Source organism: Microbulbifer maximicatervae (SeqCode) (genome assembly GCF_056231245.1).
In genome coordinates, this window is the sequence record NZ_CP174334.1 from 2,215,468 (window position 1) to 2,238,341 (window position 22,874).

The window sequence follows — 22,874 nt, forward strand, 5'->3', positions numbered from 1 at the left end:
TTATGGCTAAGAATGAAAAGAATCTAAAAGTTGGGTATCACGTTGTTGCCTTTATGGATGTAATGGGGCAGCAGGCTAAGTTGCGTTCATTTGATAAATTTTCAGATATTGATGATGCGAAGATAGTAAGGGTCTTGAATGATACCTTCGGGGTTGTGAGAGGTATTCGGGAGTCTTTCGATTCTTATTTTAATGCATACTATAATACGCATCTCTTAGATCATATCGAAAATGATATGCGCTTTAGTGGAATCCCGGATGAGAAAAAGAGAGAGCTAGAGAATTTTAAAAGCAACAATATTAAAATGCACCAATTTTCTGATTTTGTGAATATATTTTTCTCTTTGGAAAAAAATCATACTGCTAAGCTTCCAATTGCTGGTGTGTATTGTTTGCTAGGTGCAGCAGCCCTAACCTCTATTACCTGCCTGTCTCAGGGTCATCCGCTCCGTGGAGGCATAGATATAGGGTGGGGAGTTGAAATGAATGATAATGAAGTTTATGGAGGCGGACTGGCTAAGGCGTATGTGTTGGAGTCACACTGCGCGGATTTCCCAAGGATAGTCATTGGTGATTTGCTTGTAAATTATATAAAAGATGAAGCAGATCGCGCTAAGAATGACTTAATTTCTAGCGTTTCTTCTGGCTTTGCTAGAATGTGTTTGAATATGCTTGTAAAAGGTGACGATGATTTCTATTTTATAGATTTTCTAGGTGCTCACTTTAGACACTTAGATGATGACGAGCAGTTTGCGCTTGTTAAGAAAGCTTATAGCTTTGTAGATAGACAATTGGAAGTTTTTGAATCCAGTAATAACCAAAAACTATTGAATAAATATTTGAGGTTAAAAAACTATATGTCCTCACGCGAAGAGTTATGGGAAGTTGAGTGTATCTAAATTCCAATCACTAACTGTTGTATTTGACCTGTTACTACGTCTATAAACTTATACTCCCACGCCAATTCCACTCCTTCCACTCCCACTCCAAATGCTCTGAAACCCGCATGGTTACTGGGCTTGGAGTTTTGTTGCCCTAAGGCAATATTTTTTTTCTTTTCGCCGATTCGTCGGGGTTTTGTTTTTTAAGGTTATAGGGGGCACTTTAAAGGGCTTATAAATGCTTATAAGGGCTTATAAGGGTCTTTAAGTAACCACCACTACCAACAACCTAAAGAAAGAATATTTAAAGCTCTGAAAGGGTATCCATGGAAGGGAGGGCTTTCCTATGAACTAAAAAGGTAATTCTAATGCTGATACTGTCCCATATTGGTTGTGTCGTGCTGGGTGTTCTTCTTGAGTATGGAGTAAGCAAACTAGGCTCAAGTAAATCCAGAAGCAACCAGCACGACACTGCTACTGACTTGGAGGGCTTTAACGATGGACTCTAGCCAGAAATTGAACCTGTCCTCCCTTGGGCATGATGCCTTGTTGAAGAATATCCGTGAGGAGCTTACTGAGAGACTGGTTAAAGATGAGCTTGATAGGTATGAGAAGCAACTTAGAGAGCTTATTGAGCCGGTTGTCCGTGGCATCATCATAGAAAAGTCTCAGCTGTCACATAACCTCTTGAGAATGAGAGATGAGTTTGTTGTTTATATTGAGATGAAGGATGCTCCCAACAAACACAACCCCTTAAGAGCTGATTCAAGCTCATCCTAAAACCGCTCACACCCCCACCTAATACCCGAACCAAATCACTACATACCGAACTGGCACTTTGTCCAAGCACCTCGCTAAGAGGCTGGTCAAATGGTCCCGTATGACTGCGATTCGACTCAGAAGATATCTCTTCAGCTGTCTGGTCCGCCTTTCACGGTGCCTGTAGATGGATTGGAGTAAGGGCAGGGGCGTACAGAAACCACCCGCACATGATGCCAATTACTTTAATGGTGATATCAATGCCGAATATACAAACCGCAGCACCGCAACAAGAACCCGCTCTAAATGTTTTACAACTCCGACCACCAGTGAGCGTGGTTTCATTAATTCCTTGTGATCTTAACGGGCGTGCATTTTTTACATGCAGTCTCTCTGATGGATCGCATTGGGCTAGTAAACCCGGCCTGAACCCTGAAGTGCTGGAGTGGACGCAACTAAAACTACCTGATTGCGTGACCGTAGGCAGACGAGAGGATGAGAAGCTGCCTGAGCCGGGAGTAGAAACCCTTAGAACACATTTGGGTATTGGCTTTCTGGATGGATACAAATGGATTGCTAAAGATGAGCCAAGCGGTTGGTATCTATGCAGGGAAAAGCCAACTTGGGGCGAAGAAAGTGAGATGTGGGTTAGAGGCCACTCCGATTTACTTGCGTATGACCTTGTTAGCAGGCTTCCTAAGGCCCTTACTAGTCTTCATGGTAAGGACAGTCTAACGCTACTTGATACTCCCTTAGCCGACTTGGCTGACTCACCTAAAAGTGAGCCTGAGCCTGTAAAGAAAACGCTCAGGGAAATTCTGAAGCCTCTTAATCTTGATGGATATTTGTGTATCACTAAAGAAGTCTCTGGTGTGTACAAGGCTCATCGCAGGAACCCAGTTTGGGACTCCATTAGCGGTGAGTGGCTTTCCTTTGATCTCGGTACATGCTTGCTAAGTGCTGAGGCCGCTTCCTTACTGCCTTTTGCACTACGCATTCAATCCGTACAAGACAGTTGCTTTCCATTGGACTCTGAATGGGAGGTTGGCGCTCCCTCAGCGCAGACTCAGAAGAAACCCTTGCGAGAAATTCTTGGAGCTCATCTCTTTGAGGGTCAGAAGTACCTAGCAAGGGATGTTGGTGGGGACTGGTTTATGTACAAAGACAAGCCCGACTACCGTATGAAAGTTGGTCGGTGGCAGGGTGACTGGGATTTCCTTTGTGATGGTAGCGAGGATGCTGTTGTAGCTAAGCTCCCGCAAAGCCTTCGCGATAGGGCGCCTAAGGACAGTCTGGTTTCTCTTGATTCAGAGTGGGAGGTTTGAAGATGGACGCTCAAGATACTGAGTGGAGACTAGTTCCGCTAAAAGCTACCCGTGAGGTTGAAGATGCAATTGCTAAATCACGGGGGGCGCTTTCATGTGGGGAAGTCTGGGAGGATGCTGTCAAAGCTGCTCCAACACCCTCACAATTGGCCGGACAAAACCTCGTAGCCATACCTACGGACCGCTTAAAGGAACTTGAGGAAGCTGAAAATATGCTCTGGGCACTTAAGGGTGCTGGGGTAGATAATTGGTGCGGCTATGATGACGCTATGGAGAGCTTGAGGAATGATTAGAGACGGCTGGGAAGGGTTTTAAACACCTCCTTAGGTCTACTAAGGCAATCCTACTAAGGCATACCTTAATCGTGCTGAGAGAGGCTGGTAGACGGCCTCTCGGCGGGGCGTAAGGCGTTGTCATAGGCGGTTGTATTAGTGTCGTGTTAGGCTTCTCACTTGATCAATATTTAATCTAATTTAGTTGAGCAAGGAGCGCCGACTATGAGTTCTTCCGATACCGAACTCTACTTCCTTCCAGAAGAGCTTTTTCGCATAGGTAATACAAAAGAACCCAGGCTTACTAATGTCCGAACACAGGATGTTAATTATACCGTTCTTGACCATACAAGGATGGTCGTCGCTGACGGCAACGGTATTAGTCTGTACAATGAAGAAGGTCTTAGAATGTCTCATTTGACTGGTACTGTGTGGAAGCTGCCAGAAGAAATGATCAAAGATAAGCCACTACCTGCTGGGTTGAAGATTGTTGAAGACAAAAATTCTAAAGGACATTTTATGATTGCCCCAACTCGTAATATGCCTTTAGAACAATATAAAGGGCTTCTTGAGAAGCTAGCGGTGAGATGCACTCCGTGGCTATCAAAATCAGAATTAGGGGCGTGGAGAAAGGAAGCATTATGAGAGAATTGGAACTGAAAATTAATAGAAGTACTTTTATTTTGCTTTGGAGATCATTGCACGCCCGTGAGAATGAGCTATTGAATATCGTTGAAGAATTCGGTGAAGAATCTGATGAGGGCTGTGATGCACTCAACGATATTATCGCTCTACGTCTTTATAAAGATGGGCTGCAAGAGAAAGCTAAGGATGTGTTTGATGAGAATGCTTTCTTGCTTACTGATGAGTATCTTTAAAGCCACTTGAGAGTCTGCTTATGAGAAAGTATGCCTCCCTGTCAATTCTTCTCCTGCCGGGAGGCCAAGCTAGCGCTTTCTCTGAAAAGGAGCTTCAGCATTACGTTTGCCATGAGTATCTGAAGCTCCCTGAAAGCGCTATTGAAGTCCGCTTAGGAGACGGCACAAGAGCTGACTGCTTGGGTGATGAGTATGTGGTTGAAGTTGAGTTTGCCAGCAAGTGGAAAGACTCAATAGGGCAGGTGATGCACTACTCCAATCAGACTCAGAAAAAGCCTCTTGTCTATCTGCTACTGACCTCTCCAAAGGATATGCGTTACTACCACCAGATGCAGGAGACGTTGGCTGCTCAGGAGTTGAAGTTTCCTATAAGAGTTTTGCCAGGGTCTTTCTATGATACTGATGAGGCTACTCAGAAGAAGATTCAGAAGTACGTTGAAGAGCACTTCTGAGCACCTGGATATTTTGTTGAAAAAATCTGAGTGGGTAGATTGATAATAAGGACCGCTCAATACCCCCCGTGGGGGCCTCCCTAGCTGCTACCTGTACCGAAAGCCTGTACCAAAGGCTCTAACCCATTGATTTATAAGGGTTTTCAGAGGATATAGGATCTCTTTCCAGTGTGTTTTATGGCTGTTTTGGCCAATATGGCTATTATTATTGCGTTAAGTGGCCAGAATGCCAGCATGTATCTGATTCATCTGTCACGGGGCTCACAAGCCTTTTGCAAATCCTTTCTAACCCTTTCCAATCCTTCCTAGTCCGTCCCACTACCTTTCCAATCCTTCACCAGTCCCTCACAAGCTCACTCTATCCGCTCCCTTCCTTACGCTTTCCAAACAATCACAAACTTTTAAATTTATTTGCAAGTATCGCTTGACAGGTCTATTAAGTGCGACCTAGGATTGCCGCATCAACAGACAACAACAGAGATTAACAACATGGCTAACATCACTTTGTACGAGTTGAGCACATACAACAACGGCCTATTACTGGATTTTGAAATTGATCTGGATGACCTCAGCAGTGAGGAGGAGTTGTTAGAGGCCGTGCAGGAGATGCTAAAAGAGCTTAAGGAAAATGCACTTGCCGGGGAGTATCCGAATATTGCGGCGCTTGATGTTGAGGCTGGTTACTACACCTTTGAGGAGTACCGGGTAGCTGATTCTGAGGATGTGCCCGATAAGTATATTGGTGAATATTCCTTAGATTCTGAGTATTGGGAATACAGGGAAGCAGTGGAGGAGCTTGGGGAAGATGTTGTGAATGCTGCTATATCCCTTGGTTATGAGCTTGGCAGTATACAAGACCTCTATATGGGGCACGTTGAGCCTCAGGATAGTGATGATAAAACGTTGGGAGAGTGGGCCGCTGAGCATGAAGTTTTGGGTGAGGTGCCTCAGCACTTGGCTAGTTACATTGATTGGGAAGCCGTGGGCCGAGACCTGAATTGTAATGGCTGGGTGGTTAGTAATGACGGGTATGTATTCGGCGTCTAGCAGGTCTACTAAGTGCGACTTAATATCTTGCGATACCAATACACAGCAGAGGAGAGATACTAGATGGCCCTGATTGATAGAGACAAAGTAATGATTACTCGGGTTAGACAATTTGAGGATTTATTTGTAAAGGCCACTAAAGGCCGTCGTTTTGAGTTGTATTGTATGTCGCGTAATCCTGTCGATAGCTGGGAAATCACACCTCTGATTATGGATACGCTGAGTAATCAGGGTTTCTCAAACATAACCCCAGATAGATTTTGCTTTAAGGTCTTTAACGGTTTCCTGTATTTAGAGAGCCCCAAGCCGGAAGTTAGAGCATATAGAAAGATATGCAGGGTCAACTTTTCTTGAATCGCTTCCGTTTATAAATGCCTAGCAGGTCTGCTAAGTGCGACTTGAGAGCCGCTTAAGTGCGGCTTTGAATCCCCTTTTTGAGGGCTTACCCATGGTTATTCGCCGTTGTGGTCCCTTGTTCATTGTTCATTGTTACTTATCGCGGGCATTGGGCGCTGTCTGCTGTGCTGTCTGACGCTCTCGCTTGCATTTGGTTGGAGGTGTTGCGTGATAGTTAGTTATCTAGTGCCCGCGCTAGTCCTGCTTTTCATGGTCTGGCAAGCGGTTGTTAATTGGCAAGAAGTAGCGCCGTTGTTCTGGCTTGTTGTTGTTGCGCTTGTCGTCTTTGGTTGTTTTGTCGGGCTGGCTTCAGTCCTTACAGGGAGGCTTTGAAGATGCGCTTTCTAGGCGTTGTGCTGGCTGTTGTGAGTGCTGTTTGTACGGCTCATTGGTTGGGTTCTATCTCTGTTCCTTTTGGTGTTGTGGCTGTGTTGTTCTCTGTTGTTACCGCAATATCACTTGAAGCGGCTAAGAACCTATTAGCTGTGCGTTCTGTGAAGTACTGGCAAGAACGCAACTTTGCCCGCTTTGGTGTTGTCTTTTTGTGTGTTGGTTCCTTGGTTACGGTTTCGGTCTTTGCCACTGTTCAGTACATCCAAGGTGCCTACAGTGACCACACAAGCCCGCTACTAAAACAACATGCTCAGCAACAATTAGAACAACAGCGACAAGCATTAGCAGGTAGTGCAAGGCTGATAGAGCTGGACAACATAAGCAAGGCAAAGCGGCAGCGGGGCGAGGAGTTGCCCGACCTCAACGAAAGCATAGAAAAGACGCTGGAGAGGCTTAATACCTTGAAAGATAGGCCCGCACACCTCTCTCAGATATCAATTTTGGTTGGGGTGCTTTTGGATGTTGTAGCGCTTTTGATGTTGGTGTTAGATGCGACTGACAGGCAGTCAAAACGTGATAGTGATTCTCTAAAGGGTAGGCCTGCAAGCACCCAAGCAGTGCTTACAACACCCCCACAGCAAATCACTGATGACTACCAAAAGATACTTATTGAGCGTTTGGAAGGGGGCTGGTGCCCGACCGTCAGGGGAACCATGACACTCTTCCAATGCCAATATGAAGAAGCCAAGGACTTGCTTGATGGGCTTGTTGTGGCAGGCAGGATAGGTAGCGAGGTGAAATCTGGAAGGGTGTTTTATACCAGGCTTACAACAGTTAACAACAGGCTTATGAATGAGCGCGCCTAGAGTTTTCAATGATGGCTTGAACATTAAACATCAGCCCGGTTGGACTGGCTTTTAAGATGCTTTTGTACTGCTGCTGACAGGGTGCAGAAACATACTCTAAGGACATTAAACCGGAGAGCGCAGACCGCTCAATGATTTCAGGATTTCCCTCAGCAGCCACTCTCTGCATGGCAGCTAGGAGCTGGATAGAAGTGGTGTTAATGCGGCGTTCAGAAAACGGCTTACAAAATACATAGGAGGGAATGAAATAATCCGGGTGTACGGAGCTGAACGCAATCAGCAGCTCAAAGGAAATGTCTGTTTTTTCTCCGCCTTCAAGCTTTACATAGGTTTGGCGAGAGATTCCGATTTTCTTTGAAAGCTGTTCTTGAGTCAGTCCATAGATTTTTGTGCGTATCTCCCTAAGTATTCCTGGGAGGCGCTCATAATCGATTTGTAAACTACTACTCATACAACAAAATCATAAATTGACCATATTTCCTTTACATTCTAGCTCTTTTTTGTAAGGGAATACGCCAAAAGTAGTAGGTATAGTACGACTATCTGACGGAAACCGACTAAATAACAACAGTCTGGAGCAAAAGAAAGATGTTTCTACCAAAGGAAAAAGGAATTACTTCATTTGGTGCTTATGAGGGAACCGCTGAGCAGTCAGAGATACTTATTGCTAGTGAATGCTGGTTCTCCTTAGACCAAACCACCTCCTCAGGCCGTAAAACCGCTAAGGATTTAATAGCTAGTGGCTTTGCATACGCTGAAGGGCAGGGGGTAACGTACTTTAATGACTGTGCTGAGTTAGATGAATTACTTGGTCTGGATGAGTACGACAAGGAGGAGGCAGCGGCAATAGCCTCAAAAGTTAACCAGCACCCAGGGCGCACAAAATAGCCTTGCTTAGCGATTGTTGGGTGCGTATCATCCACGCAAAATTACAACATGCTACTTAGCGGCGTATGAGCGGGATGCTCTAACCACACAGGAAAATTAACAAATGAGTCTCCACAACCTTTCTAGGGCAATTGAGGTCGTTGTTTCAGAAACGAACCCAAGAGTGACAGCAAGGCACGTCATTATATTTTTGATGACTGCTGAAGCCGGGAATGAAGGGCTGACTCAGCAAACAATTATGGATTTCTTTGGTGATGAGATGCCGAAGGGTTCTATAAGCAAAGTCACTAAGCGTCTTCAAAGAGTTGAGGGTGCTGATGGTGATGGAAATATCCGCTATGGGTATGACCTCATTCAATGGATTGATGACAGGACTGCTATTGAAGGTGCTTACGGTTACTTCCTTCTAACGGAAAAAGGCAAGCAGATTTATAAGCAGGTTAAGAGGCTTGTAGGGTAGGCGAGTAGCGCCTTCCTTCGCTTTCAGGTCGCATTTAATAGGGCTAATAAGTACGGTATGGAGAACTACTATGGTTGAGTTAGGCAGAGGGATAAAGCGTGAGAAGCTGAAGAGCGGGCAGGTGGTTTATAAGCTCAACAAAACTCACAAGGGTGAGCGCATCAAGGCAACTTGTGATAGTGAACAGGAATGTCGCGAAGTCTACTTGAAGCGAGTGAGTGATATTGATTCTGGTAAAGACCTTGGAAAGGTTAAGGAAGCTGAGAAGCAGCGTGAAAAGCTGACTATGCGCGACCTCTTCAAGCGTGCTGAGCAGCACCCTAAGGTTTGGAAACATAACTCCACCAACGTAAGCCGCAACACTACTGAGCGTTCTTTGGAAATGATGGGCTGGTGGGACAAGTCACCTTTTGAGCTGACCGCTGAAGATTATCTGGACTTCATTGCAGAGTGTGAGAAGCAGGGTAATTCCCAGAACACTATTAATCACAAGCTGGCCTACCTCAACGGGCTTTTCAAAGTTGGCGTTTTACTACGTTTCTTTTCAGAGACTGAAGTTGTCTTCCCTGTGACCATGCAAGGCACTGTAAATGAGGACGCAGCTAAGACTCGCTTTGCTTGGGATGATGAAACCGTTGCACGCTTTGAAAATGTAATGAAGCACGTATCACTGGATTGGCAGGCTCTTTTCTTGGGGTTGCTACACACTGGGATGCGGCCTGCTGAGATGAATAGCTTAAAAATTAGCAGTATTGATACTAAGACTTGGAGAGTCACCTTTCTGCGGAAAAAGAAGAGAGGAAAAAAAGTAGAGACTCAGCTGCCTGTTGTCAGCCAGTTAAAGCCTGTCTGGGAAGCGTATATCAAAGAGCGCTTGGAAGAAGGTGCGACACTAAATGATAGCTTTATTACAGGACTGCGCCATGAACGCTCAAGAGCAGATGCTTTCAACACCATCAAAAAAATGATGGGAGTGTCTGACGAAAGTGTCACCTACACACTGCGCCACACATGCTGCACACGATTAATTAAGCGTGGAGTAAACCTTGTCACGGTTATGAACTGGATGGGACACAGTACAATTCAGACCACTATGAACTACGTGCATTTTTCACCAGAAATGTTTGATGAGGTAGATGCAAAGGTCAGTGGGAATAAAAGTTTAAATGGGATTTTAGAGGGGAGGGAAGTGGTGCCCGAGGCCGGACTTGAACCGGCATGGCCGTGAGGCCGAGGGATTTTAAATCCCTTGTGTATACCAATTTCACCACTCGGGCTGAGTAGCTTTCCTTAACGACTGCCGGGTGTGATTCTGTACCGAATCCTTGTACCAAAAATCCATGTTCTTGATTTAGAACGATTTAATATGGATTTTAAGTCTCCTGTGTCTACCAATTCCACCACCCGGGCAGATCCTTTGCGAGAGAGGGCGATGTTTAATGCTTGCCCTTCATTCTCACTTTCATTGCATTCAACAGGATATTGCAATGAAGAGGAAAATGGAGGCTAGGGTCGGAATCGAACCGGCGTACACGGAGTTGCAGTCCGCTGCATGACCACTCTGCCACCTAGCCTTTTTTATCCGCCTTTGGCGGAAAAGAACGCTGCGAATTCTATCTGATAAATCTGAAAAATCCTAGCGTTTTCTTATACTTACGTGCGTTTCGCTGTGTAAGTGGGCGCCATTTTAGGGACTCTAGAGGATTAGTCAAGCATTGTTTTCATCAATGTTGCAATCAAGTGAAAAAAAGTAGGAAAAGTTACCTTCTGATGGTGGGGGAGGGCTATAATAACTTTTAGCACTGGTGCTCAAGAACCTATTTCCATTTGTTCTAAATTAATCTTCAGGTGTGCTGGCAATCTGTGACCTGTGTTCGATACTGTCTTTATCTGGCTAACACATCTCCCCCAACGTGTTTAGTAATGCTGGTAGGGTGGCTCACATGGCTGCCACCCGGAAGCAAGGATGAAATCCTCCAAGTTTCACTCCTAATGGTCTTGGCCCTGACGCTCTCCCCCCCCGTCGTCAGGGCTTTTTTTTGTCTGCTATTTATTGGAGTCTTTCGCCCGGTCTGTCAGGTTTTCTGTGGCTAATGCATCCACGGGTTTACCGGCTGCTTTCTCAGACAGGGACCTAAACCTTTCCAGAGTCACTTCACCGCGTGCTTGAGCCAGTTCCCGTGCGACGTCATCAATACTTGCCTTGCCATTGCTGGCCTCGCGAATCTCTTTATCCAGTTGCTGCATTACCCCGGCCGCACGGGCAGTAATGGGGCCGGATGAGCGTTCGACTAATAGTGAAGGAGCCTTCTTACCCCATTTAATCAGTTTATCCATTGCCTCCTGATAGCGGGTTTCACTGATGCCACCAGTTCGCCTTAAAATCTCCAGGGAGTAAAACTCAGCCAGTCCCTCTACAATCCAATCGCTCTCATCGTCGCCGTGAATTCCCGTGCCCACATGAACTAACTCGTGGATCATGCTGCTGGTGCGGTTGCCGCTGATCAATGGTCGATCAGCATGCATATATAGAGAGCGTGTCCCCGATAGTCCGCCGCGCCACATGGGGTCGTCAGCGGTTACGATCAATAGATGATCAGGGAAGAGGGGGAAGATCTTCTTGAGCTCTGGCAGGTTCCAATTTAGGAAGGCCAGGATGTCTTGCCGCCGAATATTCTCATTTTTAGGGCCTGCAACACGGGTTTCAGTGCCGGCAATCATATCCTGCCGACTGCCAATTTTCCCTACAATCATCCAGCCCTTGGGTCTTACAAACTTACGCTTGGGGTCAGATAACTCGTATAGGTTATCTTCGATCTCAGGGTAGGGTAGGGCCGCATACCATTGGTCAGGAAGTTCCAGCTTAAGGCGGGCGGTAGAGCGGCCACGGCTGGTTGCCGATACGGGTGCAATCAATTTATCGCTGCGGAGAATTGCCCAGTCTTTGGTGATCCGTGAGTCGTAGCCACCGTTGCTACGCTGGTTGTCTATGACAAAGCGGTACTTGAGGGCGGGGTTCTTTCCTTCGGGGTGCCAGGTTGCTTTGTCGCCCTCGATCTTTAGGGGGGTGTCACTTTCCAGGTCCTGATAGCGGCCAGAGCGCAAGTTTAGAACGAGCTTACTTGGCATATCATCACCGCTGAGCGCCATTTCCACCTCAGCCAGCTTGGAGTTGGGTGAGATCTCTGCACTGTAAAGAATCTCATAAGCCTGAACAGCAGGGGATAGAGTGGCGAGTAATAGCGGCAGTGTTAGTAATCGTTTAAGCATCATTTCTTCGGCGGGAAATCCAACAATTGATCGTTTTGACAGTATTTAAGCCTACAGGTGCCCTTGTGTCACCTTCAAGCAAACTGGTCACAAGCTAGCCAGTTATGAGGTGGCAGGTTTCATTTGATTGGTTTTCAGATATGTACCATTTAAAAAGAATACACTTACAAAGTCGTTACCATATGGCAGTGCATACTAGTAAGCATCTCCCGTATTAGTAAACAAGAAGGGAGATGTGGGTGGGCCGTCACAAGCATCTTTTGAGAGGGCTGGATTAGCGGGCAGGCATGCTGCCTAAGTGGGAATTGAATGCTACGAAGGACAAGACCGCAGCATAACTGCGGTCTTGAAAGGTCTTTTGCAGTCTAACTGACGATGGCGACAGAGCTACCAATATCTGATTGCACGGGGATCAACGAACTGCATACCGTAGGCGCTCAGGGCAAATCCATCTGGAAAACTACTTACCATTGGTTGCTGGGGGTTAACCGCTGCTATTTCGGAAGGGTAATAGCCTCCCGGCACAAACTGCCCCTGCCAACTGGGTGTAGCTTGAGGGGGGTAGCCCTGTAAAGGACTCATGGTAAATCCAGAGTATGGAGTGGCCGAGGAGGGACCTTGCGCGGTAGCGGCATGAGTACCCGCGGCCCTTGCTTGCTCTTTGGCGGACTCAAAAGCGGAGTTGATACCGAAAAGCTTGGGAACACCTGCGCCAACTCTCTCTGCCCCGAGGGGCATTGGTGCGGCCAAGGATCGGATTAGTTGGAATAAGGCGGTCACCCTGGATACATCTTTCTGCCGGAGCACACCTTTAAATAATGGATGGTGGGCAAGTAGTAGTGCTGCCAAACCGGTAATATGCGGCGCGGCCATTGATGTACCTGATTGAACATCGAAGCCTTTGTCAGGCACAGACGAAACGATACCCACACCAGGTGCGGCAACAGAAATTTCCTGGCCGAAAGCGCTAAATCTAGGAACAAATAGACCGTCGGCTGATGCTGTTGAGGGTATTACTGTTTGCGCTTCCCAGGAATCTTTGGGGAATTCATTGAGCATTCCCAGAGCGCCGACAGCCATAGCATTTGGAGAACTGGCTGGATACTGGACTGCCCCGCCATTGTTGCCTGCGGCAACTATACAGGCGATACCATGTTGGACCGCTTCCTCGATCTGTTGCTCAACAGCTTCTGACGAATCAGAGCTGCCCAGGCTCATATTCACTACGTCAACGCCGAGTTCTATACAATGCGAGAGGGCATCAATCAAGCTGCTAAATTGCCCGCCGGGGAAAACTTTGAATACATAGATTTCGGCTTCAGGAGCAAAACCGCGTATTGCCTCGGAGCCAGAGGGTTGGCCTGTAATAATTCCTGCACAGTGGGTTCCATGGCCGACGATATCTTCTGCCCAGCTATTGGCATCGTAATTATTGGTGACATCGATACCATTCTTTAAATGGCTCAGTATCGGGTGCTTATTATCCGCACCGGAATCGATGATTGCGATTTTGATACCTTTGCCCGTGTATTCATCGGGTAGCTGGTCCAGGCCCATGTACTTTTGCCCCCAGCCATAGGAAGCATCATTGGGGAAGTTGGGTATGGCTTCGCTTAGGGGTTGGAGTTTCACCAGGTTTACACCGGTGAGTGATAGGGAGGGGCTGCGAATATATTTGTTCCAGAAATCTTTGGCGGGGCGGATCAGAAGTGATTTCACTTGAGCGCCGCCGCTTTGCGCAAAAATACTGAGCGCGACTTCCCCTTTATTGTTGGTGACCCCTTCTTGAGGAAAGCCCGCACTTTCAACAATTATTTGCGCGTCGCGTATGGGCTCACCTTTTGCACCGATAACGCGGAAGTGCACCTGCTGTGCCTGGACGTGGTATTCGCGCAATAGTCCGGGTTGCTGTGCAAAAACTGCGGAAAAGGTCGGTGAATAGCTCGCTTGCCCGTAAGAGAGAAGTGAGTCCAGTTCAACGGCGACGTTTGGTGGTGTGGTCTGGTAAAGTGCCGCAGCAGCATCCACATCCATACGGACTTTGTAAATATTGGTGGCCTCATCGGCGGAAGACAGCGTTTTTAGTTTTCTGCCGGGGCGTATTTCACGAAGCACCTCACAACCTGCCTGCCTGGCAATAGTGGAAATCACATGGTGCATTGAGCCCGAGCTCAATGGCTGCACGCCCATGGATTTAGCCATCAGGCTGCGGCGGGGTGAAATAAGTAGCTCGACTTTCTCTGCAACCTCGACCGAAGGTTCTCCTGCGGCCTTTTCTTGTCGGGATTCAGTCATGTTCATGTTCCTTCGCTTTCAGTGCGGTACTGATTTAGTACGCGTGTGAAACGTCTGAAAGTGGTGAATCGAGTGGGTTTCAGTCTCAATTGAGAGGGTGGACAGGTTGATCCGGATCAATAATTACTTTGCCTCTCAATTTCTTTCTTAGGTCGTCGACGGCATCGGGTGTAGCCACAAGGGTGACGTTGCTTTTGCGCAAAGTAACGTCCTTAACATCGGGGCAATTTGAAGCTTCCTTCACCAGCTCCTCTAGCTCCAGAGTGCTAGCTGATACCTTACGATTTGGTACGGCTACATATTGCTCAAACTTCTTCATTTTCTTCTCATTGTGACTGCGCCATCCAAAATAGGGCAGGGTCGAACCCACCCCCAGGAAAAGGGGCGTGAAGCCCCTTTTTTTGCATTTTTAGTGCAGATAAGCCTGTTGCTGAAAGGCTGAGTTGGATTGCGGCATTGCCTGATAGGGCAGTGGCTGCCCGATGCCACTCAAATTCTGGAGGGGTTGCTGAGGTGGTTGCGGGAAAGCCTGGAATGGCACCGGTTGGCTCAGTGGTGCAAAAGCCTGCGGGGGAACCGATCCATACTGCTCCGGAGCCACAGGTGCCAGTTGATTTACCGGTTGGCCGATGTAGGTCTGAGGAACGAGGTGTGGCGTGAATTGCGGTGCGGCCTGGTAGGGCAGCAGGTGGTTGAGGCGCGCCAAGTTGTTAAGGAGTTGACCTTGTTGAGGTACGCCAATGTAGTTGCCAAGAGCAGGTGCGGCACGACTAATCAACTCACCGAGGAGACCTTGCGGTGGCAGTTGCGGAGCGGCTTGATAGGGTAAGAGCTGCCCTAGTTGGGCGGCTGCATTGATTAGCTGTGCCTGAGGGTTATTGATGTAATTGGCCAAAACTGGGGCCGCGCGGTTTATCAATTCGCTGAGATAGTTTTGGGGGGCAAACTGATGAGCGAACTGAGGTGGAATTTGTGGAGCAAGCTGCTGAGGAATGTGGGGCGCTAACTGTTGTGGAAGCTGCGGTGCGGCCTGGAAGGGCAGTACTTGGCCCAATCCGCCGAGTGCATTGATCAATTGACCTTGTGGTCCACCGACAATGCCACCAACTACCGGGGCTGCACGGCTAATAAACTCTCCCAGCAATCCTTGTGGTGCTAACTGTTGAAGCGGTAGGTATGGCTGGGGGGGAGTGAGTCCGACGACCGGATTAATCGGAGGTACGGCATAGTTTTGTGGTTGTCCAAAGATCCCTTGAGCATATGCATATGGTTGGTACATGAACGTACTCCTCGAGTAGACCAATGACGATAGGGGGCTATCGCCCAGGTTATTTCATGGTTTACGGGTGAGAATTTTGGAGCTTGATAGAGCCCCGTTTTTAGGATCAGCCTGCTGATAATAAATCGGTAATGAGCTTTCGAGTTGTTGCATCTTGCGACGGACACTCAGCCGGCTGATCTGAGTATAGAGAAGCTTTTCAGAAGCACAGGGAAAGTTTGAAAAAAAATGGAGCGGGAAACAAAAAGGTAATGGGGGCGCAATTGTAGTCACCATTTTTCTTAAAATTCTGTAATTTTCCCAAAAGGAATATTTTTTAAAAAATAAAGTCTTACTCGGGATTTTCTACTTAAATGAGTGGTTAATATTCTTGTGGCGTGCAGGGTGCTGCTCCCTTGTATTGGTGTTAGGGCTCGGGGAAAATCCCCTCGGGTGCCCGGTGAAAAATAGCGGCACTTGTAGAAATATCCGTAAATAGCGAACTGGAATTTAAAGGTAACTGTTTATATCGATGTCTTGGAAAAGCAGCTTAACGAGCTTGTCAGTTCGCTTTTATGTAAAGATCTACTTACTCAAAATATCAAAAAACGATATCTAGCAGCTTTTCAATGTAATTTGCTATTGCCTCGCACTGTATGCCCTTCTTGGTTTTTTCTGCTCCAAACTCTTGTATCCTCTGTGGAGAGCTTTGCATTTTTTATACGTGTGCACTCAAAACTAAAAGTACTTGATAGTCGTTGAAGATACGTAAATACAAGAAAGTGGATAGAAATAATATCGGTATTTCTTTGGCGACCACAGTTTGCCGTATACGTGAAGAGGGTTTCAGAGAGTGGCTAAATCGGTGGAAAGTGTTCGACCCCAGGACGAGTAAGGGATTGGTTGTTAGTTGGCAGACTAAATGGATATGTCGGAGATTGGGGCAATTACTAGCAACCGTAAAGCTTGAATCTCCAGTGTAGAAAGAGGCGCTTGGAGCCGGGGAGGTCCAGCTATAATGCGGATTAGACTGCCTTTGAGGACAACTCAAAGATCGGTTGTGTCGGCAAAATGATCAATGATGACATTCGCGCCAAAAATTACTTGATCTTTGAAAAATGGATGAGTAGTATTCGCGGCCTCGGTGAGTAGCGCAGCCTGGTAGCGCACTTCGTTCGGGACGAAGGGGTCGGAGGTTCGAATCCTCTCTCACCGACCATATAAAAAGAAAAAGCCCGCTTATGCGGGCTTTTTCGTGTTTATGATTTCATTCCTGGTAGCGCTTTTACTTTAAAGGCTTACATGGGCAATTACACAGCTGCCTTGAGGGTGTTATCTCTTACTTGCTTATCGGTGTAAATAGCTAAGCCAGCCATGCTCAAAGCCTCGTGCCTCTTCGGTACTTCTGAAGCTAATTCTTTATTTGTCCCCATCGCTTTTAACTTTTTAGTGCGCTTCCGCATTAAGCCCGGCAAGGTAAACATGCAGGAGTTGCTTGTACTGTTCCTGGTGCGATGCACTGGGGGAAAGTGAGGGGTAATCTGAACGGCTTATCGTCAGCTCAAGCTAAAGAGTTCAGGCACAAAAAAGCCCGCTAAAAGCGGGCTTTGAAAATCTGGTCGGTGAGAGAGGATTCGAACCTCCGACCCCTTCGTCCCGAACGAAGTGCGCTACCAGGCTGCGCTACTCACCGTTTTTTGTTTCGCATCATTTGCGAAGGGGCGGCACTATAGCAGCAATTTTTCGGCTGTAAACCACTGATTTAATTTTTTATTTGTCGAATCAGTCCCTCTTGGCAGGTAGACGCTACCAGCGTTCCGTCGCGGGTGAAAATCTGGCCGCGGGTAAAGCCTCTGGCACCGGTTGCCGAAGGGCTATCCGTTACATAGAGAAGCCATTGATCCAGGCGGAAATCGCGGTGGAACCACATCGCGTGGTCAACGCTCGCGGGCATCAATTGGGGATCGAATAAGGATATGTCGTGCGGCTGTAGGGAGGTACCCAGGAGTCCCATATCGGATGCATAGCAAAGTGCTGCTCGGTGCTCCATCGGGTCGTCCGACATCTCGCCCTCTGCCCGCAGCCAGAACATGCATTTGGCTTCGCGGGTTTCAGCGCCAAAGTAGCTTTGCGGGTCTACCGGACGAAAATCGATCATATAGCGCCGCTGATCGTACTGCGGGCTAACCAATCCAGCTTCCAGGGCCAGCTCCTGGGTGTTTTTCAGGCTCTCAGGAGAGGGAATCTCGACACAAGGCAGGTCGGCCTGGTGGTCAAATCCGGGTTCCCGAATTTGGAAGGAGGCGGACATATTGAAGATCGCGCGCCCGCGCTGCTTGGCGACTACGCGACGAGTGGTAAAGCTACCTCCATCGCGGATTGGGTCTACTTCGTAGATCACCGGCAGCTCACTAGAGCCAGGGCGGAGGAAGTAGGCGTGCAGGGAGTGGGGTAGGCGATGCTCAACGGTACGAGTTGCTGCCATCAGTGCCTGGCCCAGAACTTGCCCGCCAAAAAGCACTTTACGATAATTTTCAACGTGATGACGACTGCGGAAGAGATTTCGATCCAGCTCTTCAACATCCAATAACTTACCTAATTTTTCCAACATAAGGGATTTTGCCCGTTACCTATTCCACTTAACAGAGTTTGCAGATGGGGAGCTTTGCGCTCTTAATCAAAAGGATAATAACAGCAAATCCCTTTAACCCCATTCATATTTTGAACGTTAGGCCCATTTTGGTCACAGGTGCCACCTCGTATAGCTATCCAGCTCTTTTCCATACACTAGCTACTGATTTTTTCAGTCAAGTTGAAACTCTGTGCTATTGACTATTGCGACTTGTCGAATTCTTACTTATTTCTGTGGTATAAAGCGCCAATAGTTGTTGGGACAGTTGGACTAATTCGTTTGCAGCTATCCAACAAAGATTGAATAAGAGAAGTAGGAGATACCACAGGTGCCACACAACAATATTGATATACGTCCACCACTGAATTTCGGCAAGGTTGTCAGTCGGCACCGTACCGCAAAGGCTGTGGCTGGAGGGGTTGGCTCTGCTGCTTATTATGGGGTGTGGGGTGCACAGACGGCTACAGGTGCCACACTAACCGGCCTGGCTACCGGTGCAGCGGCTGCGACTTCTGCGACGGGTATTGGTTTGGTTGTTGCTGGAACAGCATTGTCCATTGGTTACGCTGGTTTGGCGGCCCGATCCGCATACAAGACCAATAATCACCTCAATGCTCTGAAAAAAATCTACGAAAACAGGAAGTCGTATAGCTGTCCTTGTAAAGGATCGGTCGCCCACGACTATGTTTCTGGCCAAGTGCTTCCTTATATCATCGAGCAGAAAAGCAAAAAGTTGCATCGCAAGATGGTTGAAGCGACTCCGGGAATCGCCTCAGTAGAATATGCGCGCAAGGCAGTAAAAAACCTGTACAAGCGTTCACAGGGTACGCTCGGTAAAAAACGTACCTTTGCTGCAGAGTGGTTGGCGCAGCATTTGATTTCTCATGATTGTGAATTAGCTAATGCGATTGTTGCAGAGCTCTACTCAGAGGAGGAAATGCTCTGGATACGCACGCAGGACAACGATGTAGTCGCGCCTCTGTTGGAGCTAAAGCTGAAGTCCGTTTAATAGTGGCTTCTTGTGTTCTGGTGTAGTTCTTGATTTCATTCGGAAGTATTGGGGTAATGGACTACCCCGCAATCACTCAATCGTCGAATTTTCTGTGTTATGTGCAATGCTTGGGCTCGCCAAGCGTCACCACATGCTAAAATAAAAGGTCTGCTCTCAGCTTAAAATTGGCTCATTTTGGGTAAATTTTGAGCAAAATGGCCTAATATTTTTAATATTAGGCAGTCTAATTCCCCGATTTACTTTTCCAACCGACTTGAATTGCCTATCATTCATGAATGAATAGTCAATTTCAGTCCCCATTTTTACGGGCAAAGAAGGTCGGAAGTATGGATAAGGCAAAAGAGAAGGTTCAGCGGTTCCGCGCGCGGGAGCAGCGTATCCTGGATGCGGCTCTGGAGCTTCTGTTGGAGCACGGTGAAGAGAAAGTCACGGTCGAACAGATTGCCGAGCGTGTGGATATCGGTAAGGGCACGATTTACAAGCACTTCATTTCCAAGACAGAAATCTACATGCGTTTGCTGATGGATTATGAAAAATCCCTCGCTGAACGTCTCAAGACCGCTGTAGCCTTGGCCGAGCAAGGTGATATCACCGCTCCAGCCCGCGCCTATTTTGAATCTCGTATGGCCGATCCTGGCAAAGATAGACTCTTCCAGCGCCTGGAGGAGAAGATTATCGCGTTGAACCTGGCTCCAGAAATGATTGCGGAGCTCCACAATATTCGTAATTCCAATGCCACCTCTCTCAATCGGGTCTTTGAGCGCCGTATGGAGCAGGGCATGCTGAAGAACGTTCCTGCATACTTCTATTACTCAACATACTGGGCGCTTGTGCAAGGGGCGGTAGAGCTTTATCACTCCAAGTCTTTTGCCAATGTCATAGAGGACAGGGAAGGTTTGATGGAGTTTATTATGGATGTGGGTGTGCATATCGGTGATATGTCCTCTCGCAAAACGCCAGAGGGAAGCCAGACAAGCCATCACAGCGATTCTGCGGGGTCCGCCCTTGGCTGAGCCCCTGTTCCAGCAGCTGCAAAAATTACAGGCTGAATTTCATGGGCATCCACCTGTAGAAAGGTGGAACCCAGAGCTTTGTGGGGACATGGATATGGTCATCAAATCTGATGGCCGTTGGATCCACGAGGGAACAGAGATTCGTCGTCACCCTCTTGTGAAATTGTTTGCCAGCATTTTGAAGCGTGAGGGGGATGAATACTTCCTTGTCACCCCTGTCGAAAAGCTGCGAATCATAGTGGAGGATGTTCCATTTGTAATTACTCAGGTGGCCCGCAACCCCGGAAGTACTCATCAGCAGCTACTTTTCACCACAAATGTGGGCGACGTTGTTGAGCTGTCGGAAGAGGGGCAGTGGCAACTGAGAGACTTTGGTGCTCCGCCGCAGCCAATCCCTTATCTGGAGATTCGAGGGGGGTTACAGGCTCGCGTTTCCCGTGATGTTTTTTACCAGTTGGTAGACTGGGCGCTTGAAGGGGGTCGCGATACCGATAAGCTTTTTGTGCAAAGTGACGGAAAAGATTTCCTGCTGGGTTCTTGCAATTAGATAGCTCCAGGTTCCTGCTGGCGGATTCCTCGCGCCTCAGCGCTGATTTGTAGCTGGGGCTTTAATTTATAGCCTTGCTCTTCACTGTTCGAGTTTAGAAAGTATTTGCTTGACTCTATAGCACCTGACCTTACTCTCTCGACGAACTTTCCTTATTTATATCTTTGGTATCAAACTGTTTAGTGGATGCCACTATCACTTCTTTATTTTGATTAGCACTATGGGGTTTATACTTGATTGCGCCGGTGCTTGCCTGAGTCCGGAAAATAGCCCGGGAACATACATGTCCGTACTATTTATTTGTGGTGTTGCTGTATTTCATTTCTATTAAAAAAATAGTGTTTGAAATCTTATGGAAATATAAGTGTATTTGTTCTGAAAGGAATCGAATATTAATTCGATAATTTACGGAAATATCTAAATAAGTAACAAATCCGCAACAGTGCATTTCTAAACTTCCCTCCGTCCAAATCGCTACGGCGAAACAAAAAATATAGTTTTTATTTGCTTGGTTGTTGTCATTTATTTTTTTTAAAAATGGCGGAGTTGAAGCAATTAAAGTTTTGGATTGAAATTCCTATAGGGGGAAACATGAAGCGAGTACAGAATAAGCTCTTACTGGCAGCTGCGATTGCTGCGCTATTAGCGGGTTGTGACGGTGGCGGTGTGAGTATCGAGCCGGAAACAGTAGATAACTCGGTGGACAACTCGGTAGATAATTCAGTGACAAATCCTGGCGGAGGTTCCACTGATGAAAATCCATGTGCCACTATAGAAAGTTCAAGTGTACAAGGTGAATTTAGCGGTGGTAACTGCTATTACGCAACTGATTTTGTTTCTGCTGCAAACCCATTAACTGAAGATTTATATCTCACTGCGCTGGATAGCAATGGAGCTCATGTCTTTAGCGGCAGTTTGTTTGTTGGAGAAAGTTACTCCAGCGATTCTGACCTAGCAGCAGCCGGTATTTCTGAGGGTGGTGACGGCGTAAAACTGGAAATTGAGGCGGGCGCCACTATCGCTTTTAAAGATAATTCAGCATTTATGGTTGTAAACCGTGGATCGCAAGTCTTTGCTCGCGGTACAGAAACAGCTCCCATCACTTTTACGTCAGAAACTGATGTTCTTGGCACTGTAGGTCCGGAGGATGTTTCACAGTGGGGTGGAATGGTTATTAATGGCTTTGGTGTAACGAACAAATGCCAATATACAGGTTCTATTGGTGGTGGTGATCTGACTCTTGATGGCGAGTGTCACGTAGCTGCTGAAGGATCCACTGATGACAATACTTCCTACTACGGCGGTGACAACAATGCCGATAACTCGGGAGAGCTTTTGTACGTTGTTGTCAAACACACTGGCGCAGAAGTTGCTAGTGGTGATGAGTTGAACGGAATTGCTTTTGATGCTGTAGGTAATGGCACAACGATCCGTAACCTTCAAACATACTCAACTTACGATGACGGTATCGAGTTCTTCGGTGGCGCTGTAGATGTCGAAAATTATGTTGCACTCTACGTTCGCGATGACTCCATTGATATTGATGAAGGTTATCGTGGAAGTATTACCAATGCTTTGGTGATTCAAAGTGAGACTGACGGCAATCACTGTATAGAGGCCGATGGCATCGGTTCATATAGTGATGGAGCTGATTATTCCACCTTGATCAGCCAGGGTCTCAACAGTCGACCAGTAATTGACGGGCTGACCTGTATTGTTTCCGCTCAAGAAGAGGGTACTCATGACCCCGGTGCAGGCTGGCGCCTGCGTGAGGGTATTTATCCAATGATCACTAATTCTATAGTTGTGGCCTCCTTCTTTGCTGATGAGACTGGCGTGGCCGGCGATAACTACTGCCTGCGTATTGAGAGCTCTCAAACTCGCGGCGAAGCATCTGCTGGGACTGAGGTGGCTCTGACTTCCAACATTTTCGCCTGTGAAGATCGCACTAAAACCGATGAAGACAGCTTCAATGTTGAGACTTGGGCTGTGGATAGCGGTAACCAATTTGCCACTATCTCCGGTGAAGTTAATCCAACCTCTAATGCCGATACTGACTTTGTTTTGCTCGGCGGTTCCCCTGCAATGTTCACAGTTGATGCATCTGCTCAAGTGATCGATGGCGTTGCACCTACGGTTTCTGCCGAACTGGGTCGTGCCTATTTGGGTGCGCTTGAGCAGGATGGTACCGATTGGACTCAGGGTTGGACTTACGGTCTTCACCAGGGTGATCGCGCTCAACCTCTCTGGTTTGAGTAATAGATCGAGGTAGCGGTTGGGGATGCTAATC

The 22,874-nt window shown here is 47.3% G+C and carries 24 protein-coding genes, 4 tRNA genes and 1 pseudogene; 19 read left to right on the forward strand and 10 right to left on the reverse strand.

Annotated features, from left to right (window positions below; all coding sequences use genetic code 11):
• Window positions 1-2: 2 nt before the first annotated feature.
• From ACJJIS_RS09575 to ACJJIS_RS09625, 11 genes are all read left to right on the forward strand, one after another.
• The gene (locus ACJJIS_RS09575; protein WP_475710122.1) at window positions 3-899 is read left to right on the forward strand and encodes a hypothetical protein; all 897 of its coding nucleotides are present in this window, start codon (window positions 3-5) and stop codon (window positions 897-899) included.
• A gap of 350 nt (window positions 900-1,249) precedes the next feature.
• Window positions 1,250-1,390 carry a hypothetical protein gene (locus ACJJIS_RS09580; RefSeq protein WP_475710123.1) on the forward strand — a complete coding sequence of 47 codons (141 nt, stop codon included), beginning with the start codon at window positions 1,250-1,252 and terminating at the stop codon, window positions 1,388-1,390.
• Window positions 1,380-1,661: a hypothetical protein gene (locus ACJJIS_RS09585; RefSeq protein WP_475710124.1), complete on the forward strand. Its 282-nt coding sequence runs from the start codon at window positions 1,380-1,382 to the stop codon at window positions 1,659-1,661. The genes ACJJIS_RS09580 and ACJJIS_RS09585 overlap by 11 nt, the downstream gene beginning before the upstream one ends.
• Before the next feature lie 239 nt (window positions 1,662-1,900).
• Window positions 1,901-2,965, forward strand: coding sequence for a hypothetical protein (locus ACJJIS_RS09590; protein WP_475710125.1), 1,065 nt, complete (start codon window positions 1,901-1,903; stop codon window positions 2,963-2,965).
• Window positions 2,966-2,967: 2 nt separating this feature from the next.
• A complete protein-coding gene (locus tag ACJJIS_RS09595; RefSeq protein WP_475710126.1) occupies window positions 2,968-3,258 on the forward strand; it encodes a hypothetical protein in 291 nt (96 codons plus the stop codon).
• 204 nt (window positions 3,259-3,462) lie between these two features.
• Window positions 3,463-3,882 (forward strand): Tse2 family ADP-ribosyltransferase toxin, encoded by a 420-nt coding sequence (locus ACJJIS_RS09600; RefSeq protein WP_444957616.1) that lies wholly within the window; start codon window positions 3,463-3,465, stop codon window positions 3,880-3,882.
• Window positions 3,879-4,115, forward strand: a complete 237-nt coding sequence (locus ACJJIS_RS09605; RefSeq protein WP_444957617.1) for a hypothetical protein — start codon at window positions 3,879-3,881, stop codon at window positions 4,113-4,115. Before ACJJIS_RS09600 ends, ACJJIS_RS09605 begins: the two co-directional genes overlap by 4 nt.
• 20 nt (window positions 4,116-4,135) lie before the next feature.
• Window positions 4,136-4,567 (forward strand): hypothetical protein, encoded by a 432-nt coding sequence (locus tag ACJJIS_RS09610; protein WP_475710127.1) that lies wholly within the window; start codon window positions 4,136-4,138, stop codon window positions 4,565-4,567.
• A gap of 489 nt (window positions 4,568-5,056) precedes the next feature.
• Window positions 5,057-5,614: an antirestriction protein ArdA gene (locus ACJJIS_RS09615; protein WP_475710128.1), complete on the forward strand. Its 558-nt coding sequence runs from the start codon at window positions 5,057-5,059 to the stop codon at window positions 5,612-5,614.
• Between the two features lie 63 nt (window positions 5,615-5,677).
• A complete protein-coding gene (locus ACJJIS_RS09620) occupies window positions 5,678-5,968 on the forward strand; it encodes a hypothetical protein (RefSeq protein ID WP_475710129.1) in 291 nt (96 codons plus the stop codon).
• 377 nt (window positions 5,969-6,345) lie between these two features.
• On the forward strand, window positions 6,346-7,209 hold the full coding sequence (locus tag ACJJIS_RS09625; protein ID WP_475710130.1) for a hypothetical protein: 864 nt from the start codon (window positions 6,346-6,348) through the stop codon (window positions 7,207-7,209).
• Here the strand turns inward: ACJJIS_RS09625 and ACJJIS_RS09630 are convergent.
• Entirely contained in the window at window positions 7,190-7,660 is a 471-nt protein-coding gene (locus tag ACJJIS_RS09630) for a helix-turn-helix transcriptional regulator (RefSeq protein WP_475710131.1), read from the reverse strand. The genes ACJJIS_RS09625 and ACJJIS_RS09630 overlap by 20 nt on opposite strands.
• Before the next feature lie 137 nt (window positions 7,661-7,797).
• Between ACJJIS_RS09630 and ACJJIS_RS09635 the strand changes: the two genes are divergently transcribed.
• From ACJJIS_RS09635 to ACJJIS_RS09645, 3 genes are all read left to right on the forward strand, one after another.
• Window positions 7,798-8,097, forward strand: coding sequence for a hypothetical protein (locus ACJJIS_RS09635; protein WP_444957623.1), 300 nt, complete (start codon window positions 7,798-7,800; stop codon window positions 8,095-8,097).
• A gap of 103 nt (window positions 8,098-8,200) precedes the next feature.
• Window positions 8,201-8,557, forward strand: a complete 357-nt coding sequence (locus tag ACJJIS_RS09640) for a hypothetical protein (RefSeq protein WP_444957624.1) — start codon at window positions 8,201-8,203, stop codon at window positions 8,555-8,557.
• Window positions 8,558-8,627: 70 nt separating this feature from the next.
• On the forward strand, window positions 8,628-9,785 hold the full coding sequence (locus tag ACJJIS_RS09645) for a tyrosine-type recombinase/integrase (protein ID WP_475710132.1): 1,158 nt from the start codon (window positions 8,628-8,630) through the stop codon (window positions 9,783-9,785).
• Here ACJJIS_RS09645 and ACJJIS_RS09650 read toward each other — a convergent pair.
• The 7 genes and pseudogenes from ACJJIS_RS09650 to ACJJIS_RS09680 all read right to left on the reverse strand — a co-directional run.
• Window positions 9,748-9,834: transfer RNA gene (locus tag ACJJIS_RS09650), tRNA-Leu, on the reverse strand. The genes ACJJIS_RS09645 and ACJJIS_RS09650 overlap by 38 nt on opposite strands.
• 223 nt (window positions 9,835-10,057) lie before the next feature.
• A tRNA-Cys gene (locus ACJJIS_RS09655) sits at window positions 10,058-10,131 on the reverse strand.
• A gap of 472 nt (window positions 10,132-10,603) precedes the next feature.
• On the reverse strand, window positions 10,604-11,830 hold the full coding sequence (locus ACJJIS_RS09660; RefSeq protein WP_475710133.1) for a hypothetical protein: 1,227 nt from the start codon (window positions 11,828-11,830) through the stop codon (window positions 10,604-10,606).
• Between the two features lie 384 nt (window positions 11,831-12,214).
• The gene (locus ACJJIS_RS09665) at window positions 12,215-14,122 is read right to left on the reverse strand and encodes a S8 family serine peptidase (RefSeq protein WP_444897192.1); all 1,908 of its coding nucleotides are present in this window, start codon (window positions 14,120-14,122) and stop codon (window positions 12,215-12,217) included.
• A gap of 85 nt (window positions 14,123-14,207) precedes the next feature.
• Window positions 14,208-14,441: a hypothetical protein gene (locus ACJJIS_RS09670; RefSeq protein ID WP_282932693.1), complete on the reverse strand. Its 234-nt coding sequence runs from the start codon at window positions 14,439-14,441 to the stop codon at window positions 14,208-14,210.
• A 90-nt stretch (window positions 14,442-14,531) separates the two neighbouring features.
• The gene (locus ACJJIS_RS09675; protein ID WP_444913692.1) at window positions 14,532-15,401 is read right to left on the reverse strand and encodes a polyadenylate binding domain-containing protein; all 870 of its coding nucleotides are present in this window, start codon (window positions 15,399-15,401) and stop codon (window positions 14,532-14,534) included.
• 697 nt (window positions 15,402-16,098) lie between these two features.
• Window positions 16,099-16,437 (reverse strand): annotated as a pseudogene (locus ACJJIS_RS09680) (hypothetical protein); the annotation flags it as partial.
• Window positions 16,438-16,522: 85 nt separating this feature from the next.
• Here ACJJIS_RS09680 and ACJJIS_RS09685 point away from each other — a divergent pair.
• A tRNA-Pro gene (locus tag ACJJIS_RS09685) sits at window positions 16,523-16,599 on the forward strand.
• 397 nt (window positions 16,600-16,996) lie between these two features.
• Here ACJJIS_RS09685 and ACJJIS_RS09690 read toward each other — a convergent pair.
• Window positions 16,997-17,073, reverse strand: a tRNA-Pro gene (locus ACJJIS_RS09690).
• Between the two features lie 69 nt (window positions 17,074-17,142).
• Window positions 17,143-17,991 carry an acyl-CoA thioesterase gene (locus ACJJIS_RS09695; protein ID WP_282932695.1) on the reverse strand — a complete coding sequence of 283 codons (849 nt, stop codon included), beginning with the start codon at window positions 17,989-17,991 and terminating at the stop codon, window positions 17,143-17,145.
• Window positions 17,992-18,340: 349 nt separating this feature from the next.
• Between ACJJIS_RS09695 and ACJJIS_RS09700 the strand changes: the two genes are divergently transcribed.
• From ACJJIS_RS09700 to ACJJIS_RS09715, 4 genes are all read left to right on the forward strand, one after another.
• Window positions 18,341-19,021, forward strand: coding sequence for a hypothetical protein (locus ACJJIS_RS09700; protein WP_413665686.1), 681 nt, complete (start codon window positions 18,341-18,343; stop codon window positions 19,019-19,021).
• Window positions 19,022-19,350: 329 nt separating this feature from the next.
• Entirely contained in the window at window positions 19,351-20,037 is a 687-nt protein-coding gene (locus ACJJIS_RS09705) for a TetR/AcrR family transcriptional regulator (RefSeq protein ID WP_282932697.1), read from the forward strand.
• Window positions 20,030-20,584, forward strand: a complete 555-nt coding sequence (locus ACJJIS_RS09710; RefSeq protein ID WP_444927720.1) for a DUF1285 domain-containing protein — start codon at window positions 20,030-20,032, stop codon at window positions 20,582-20,584. The genes ACJJIS_RS09705 and ACJJIS_RS09710 overlap by 8 nt, the downstream gene beginning before the upstream one ends.
• A 591-nt stretch (window positions 20,585-21,175) precedes the next feature.
• Entirely contained in the window at window positions 21,176-22,843 is a 1,668-nt protein-coding gene (locus ACJJIS_RS09715) for a beta-helix domain-containing protein (RefSeq protein WP_475710134.1), read from the forward strand.
• The last annotated feature ends 31 nt before the right edge of the window (window positions 22,844-22,874 follow it).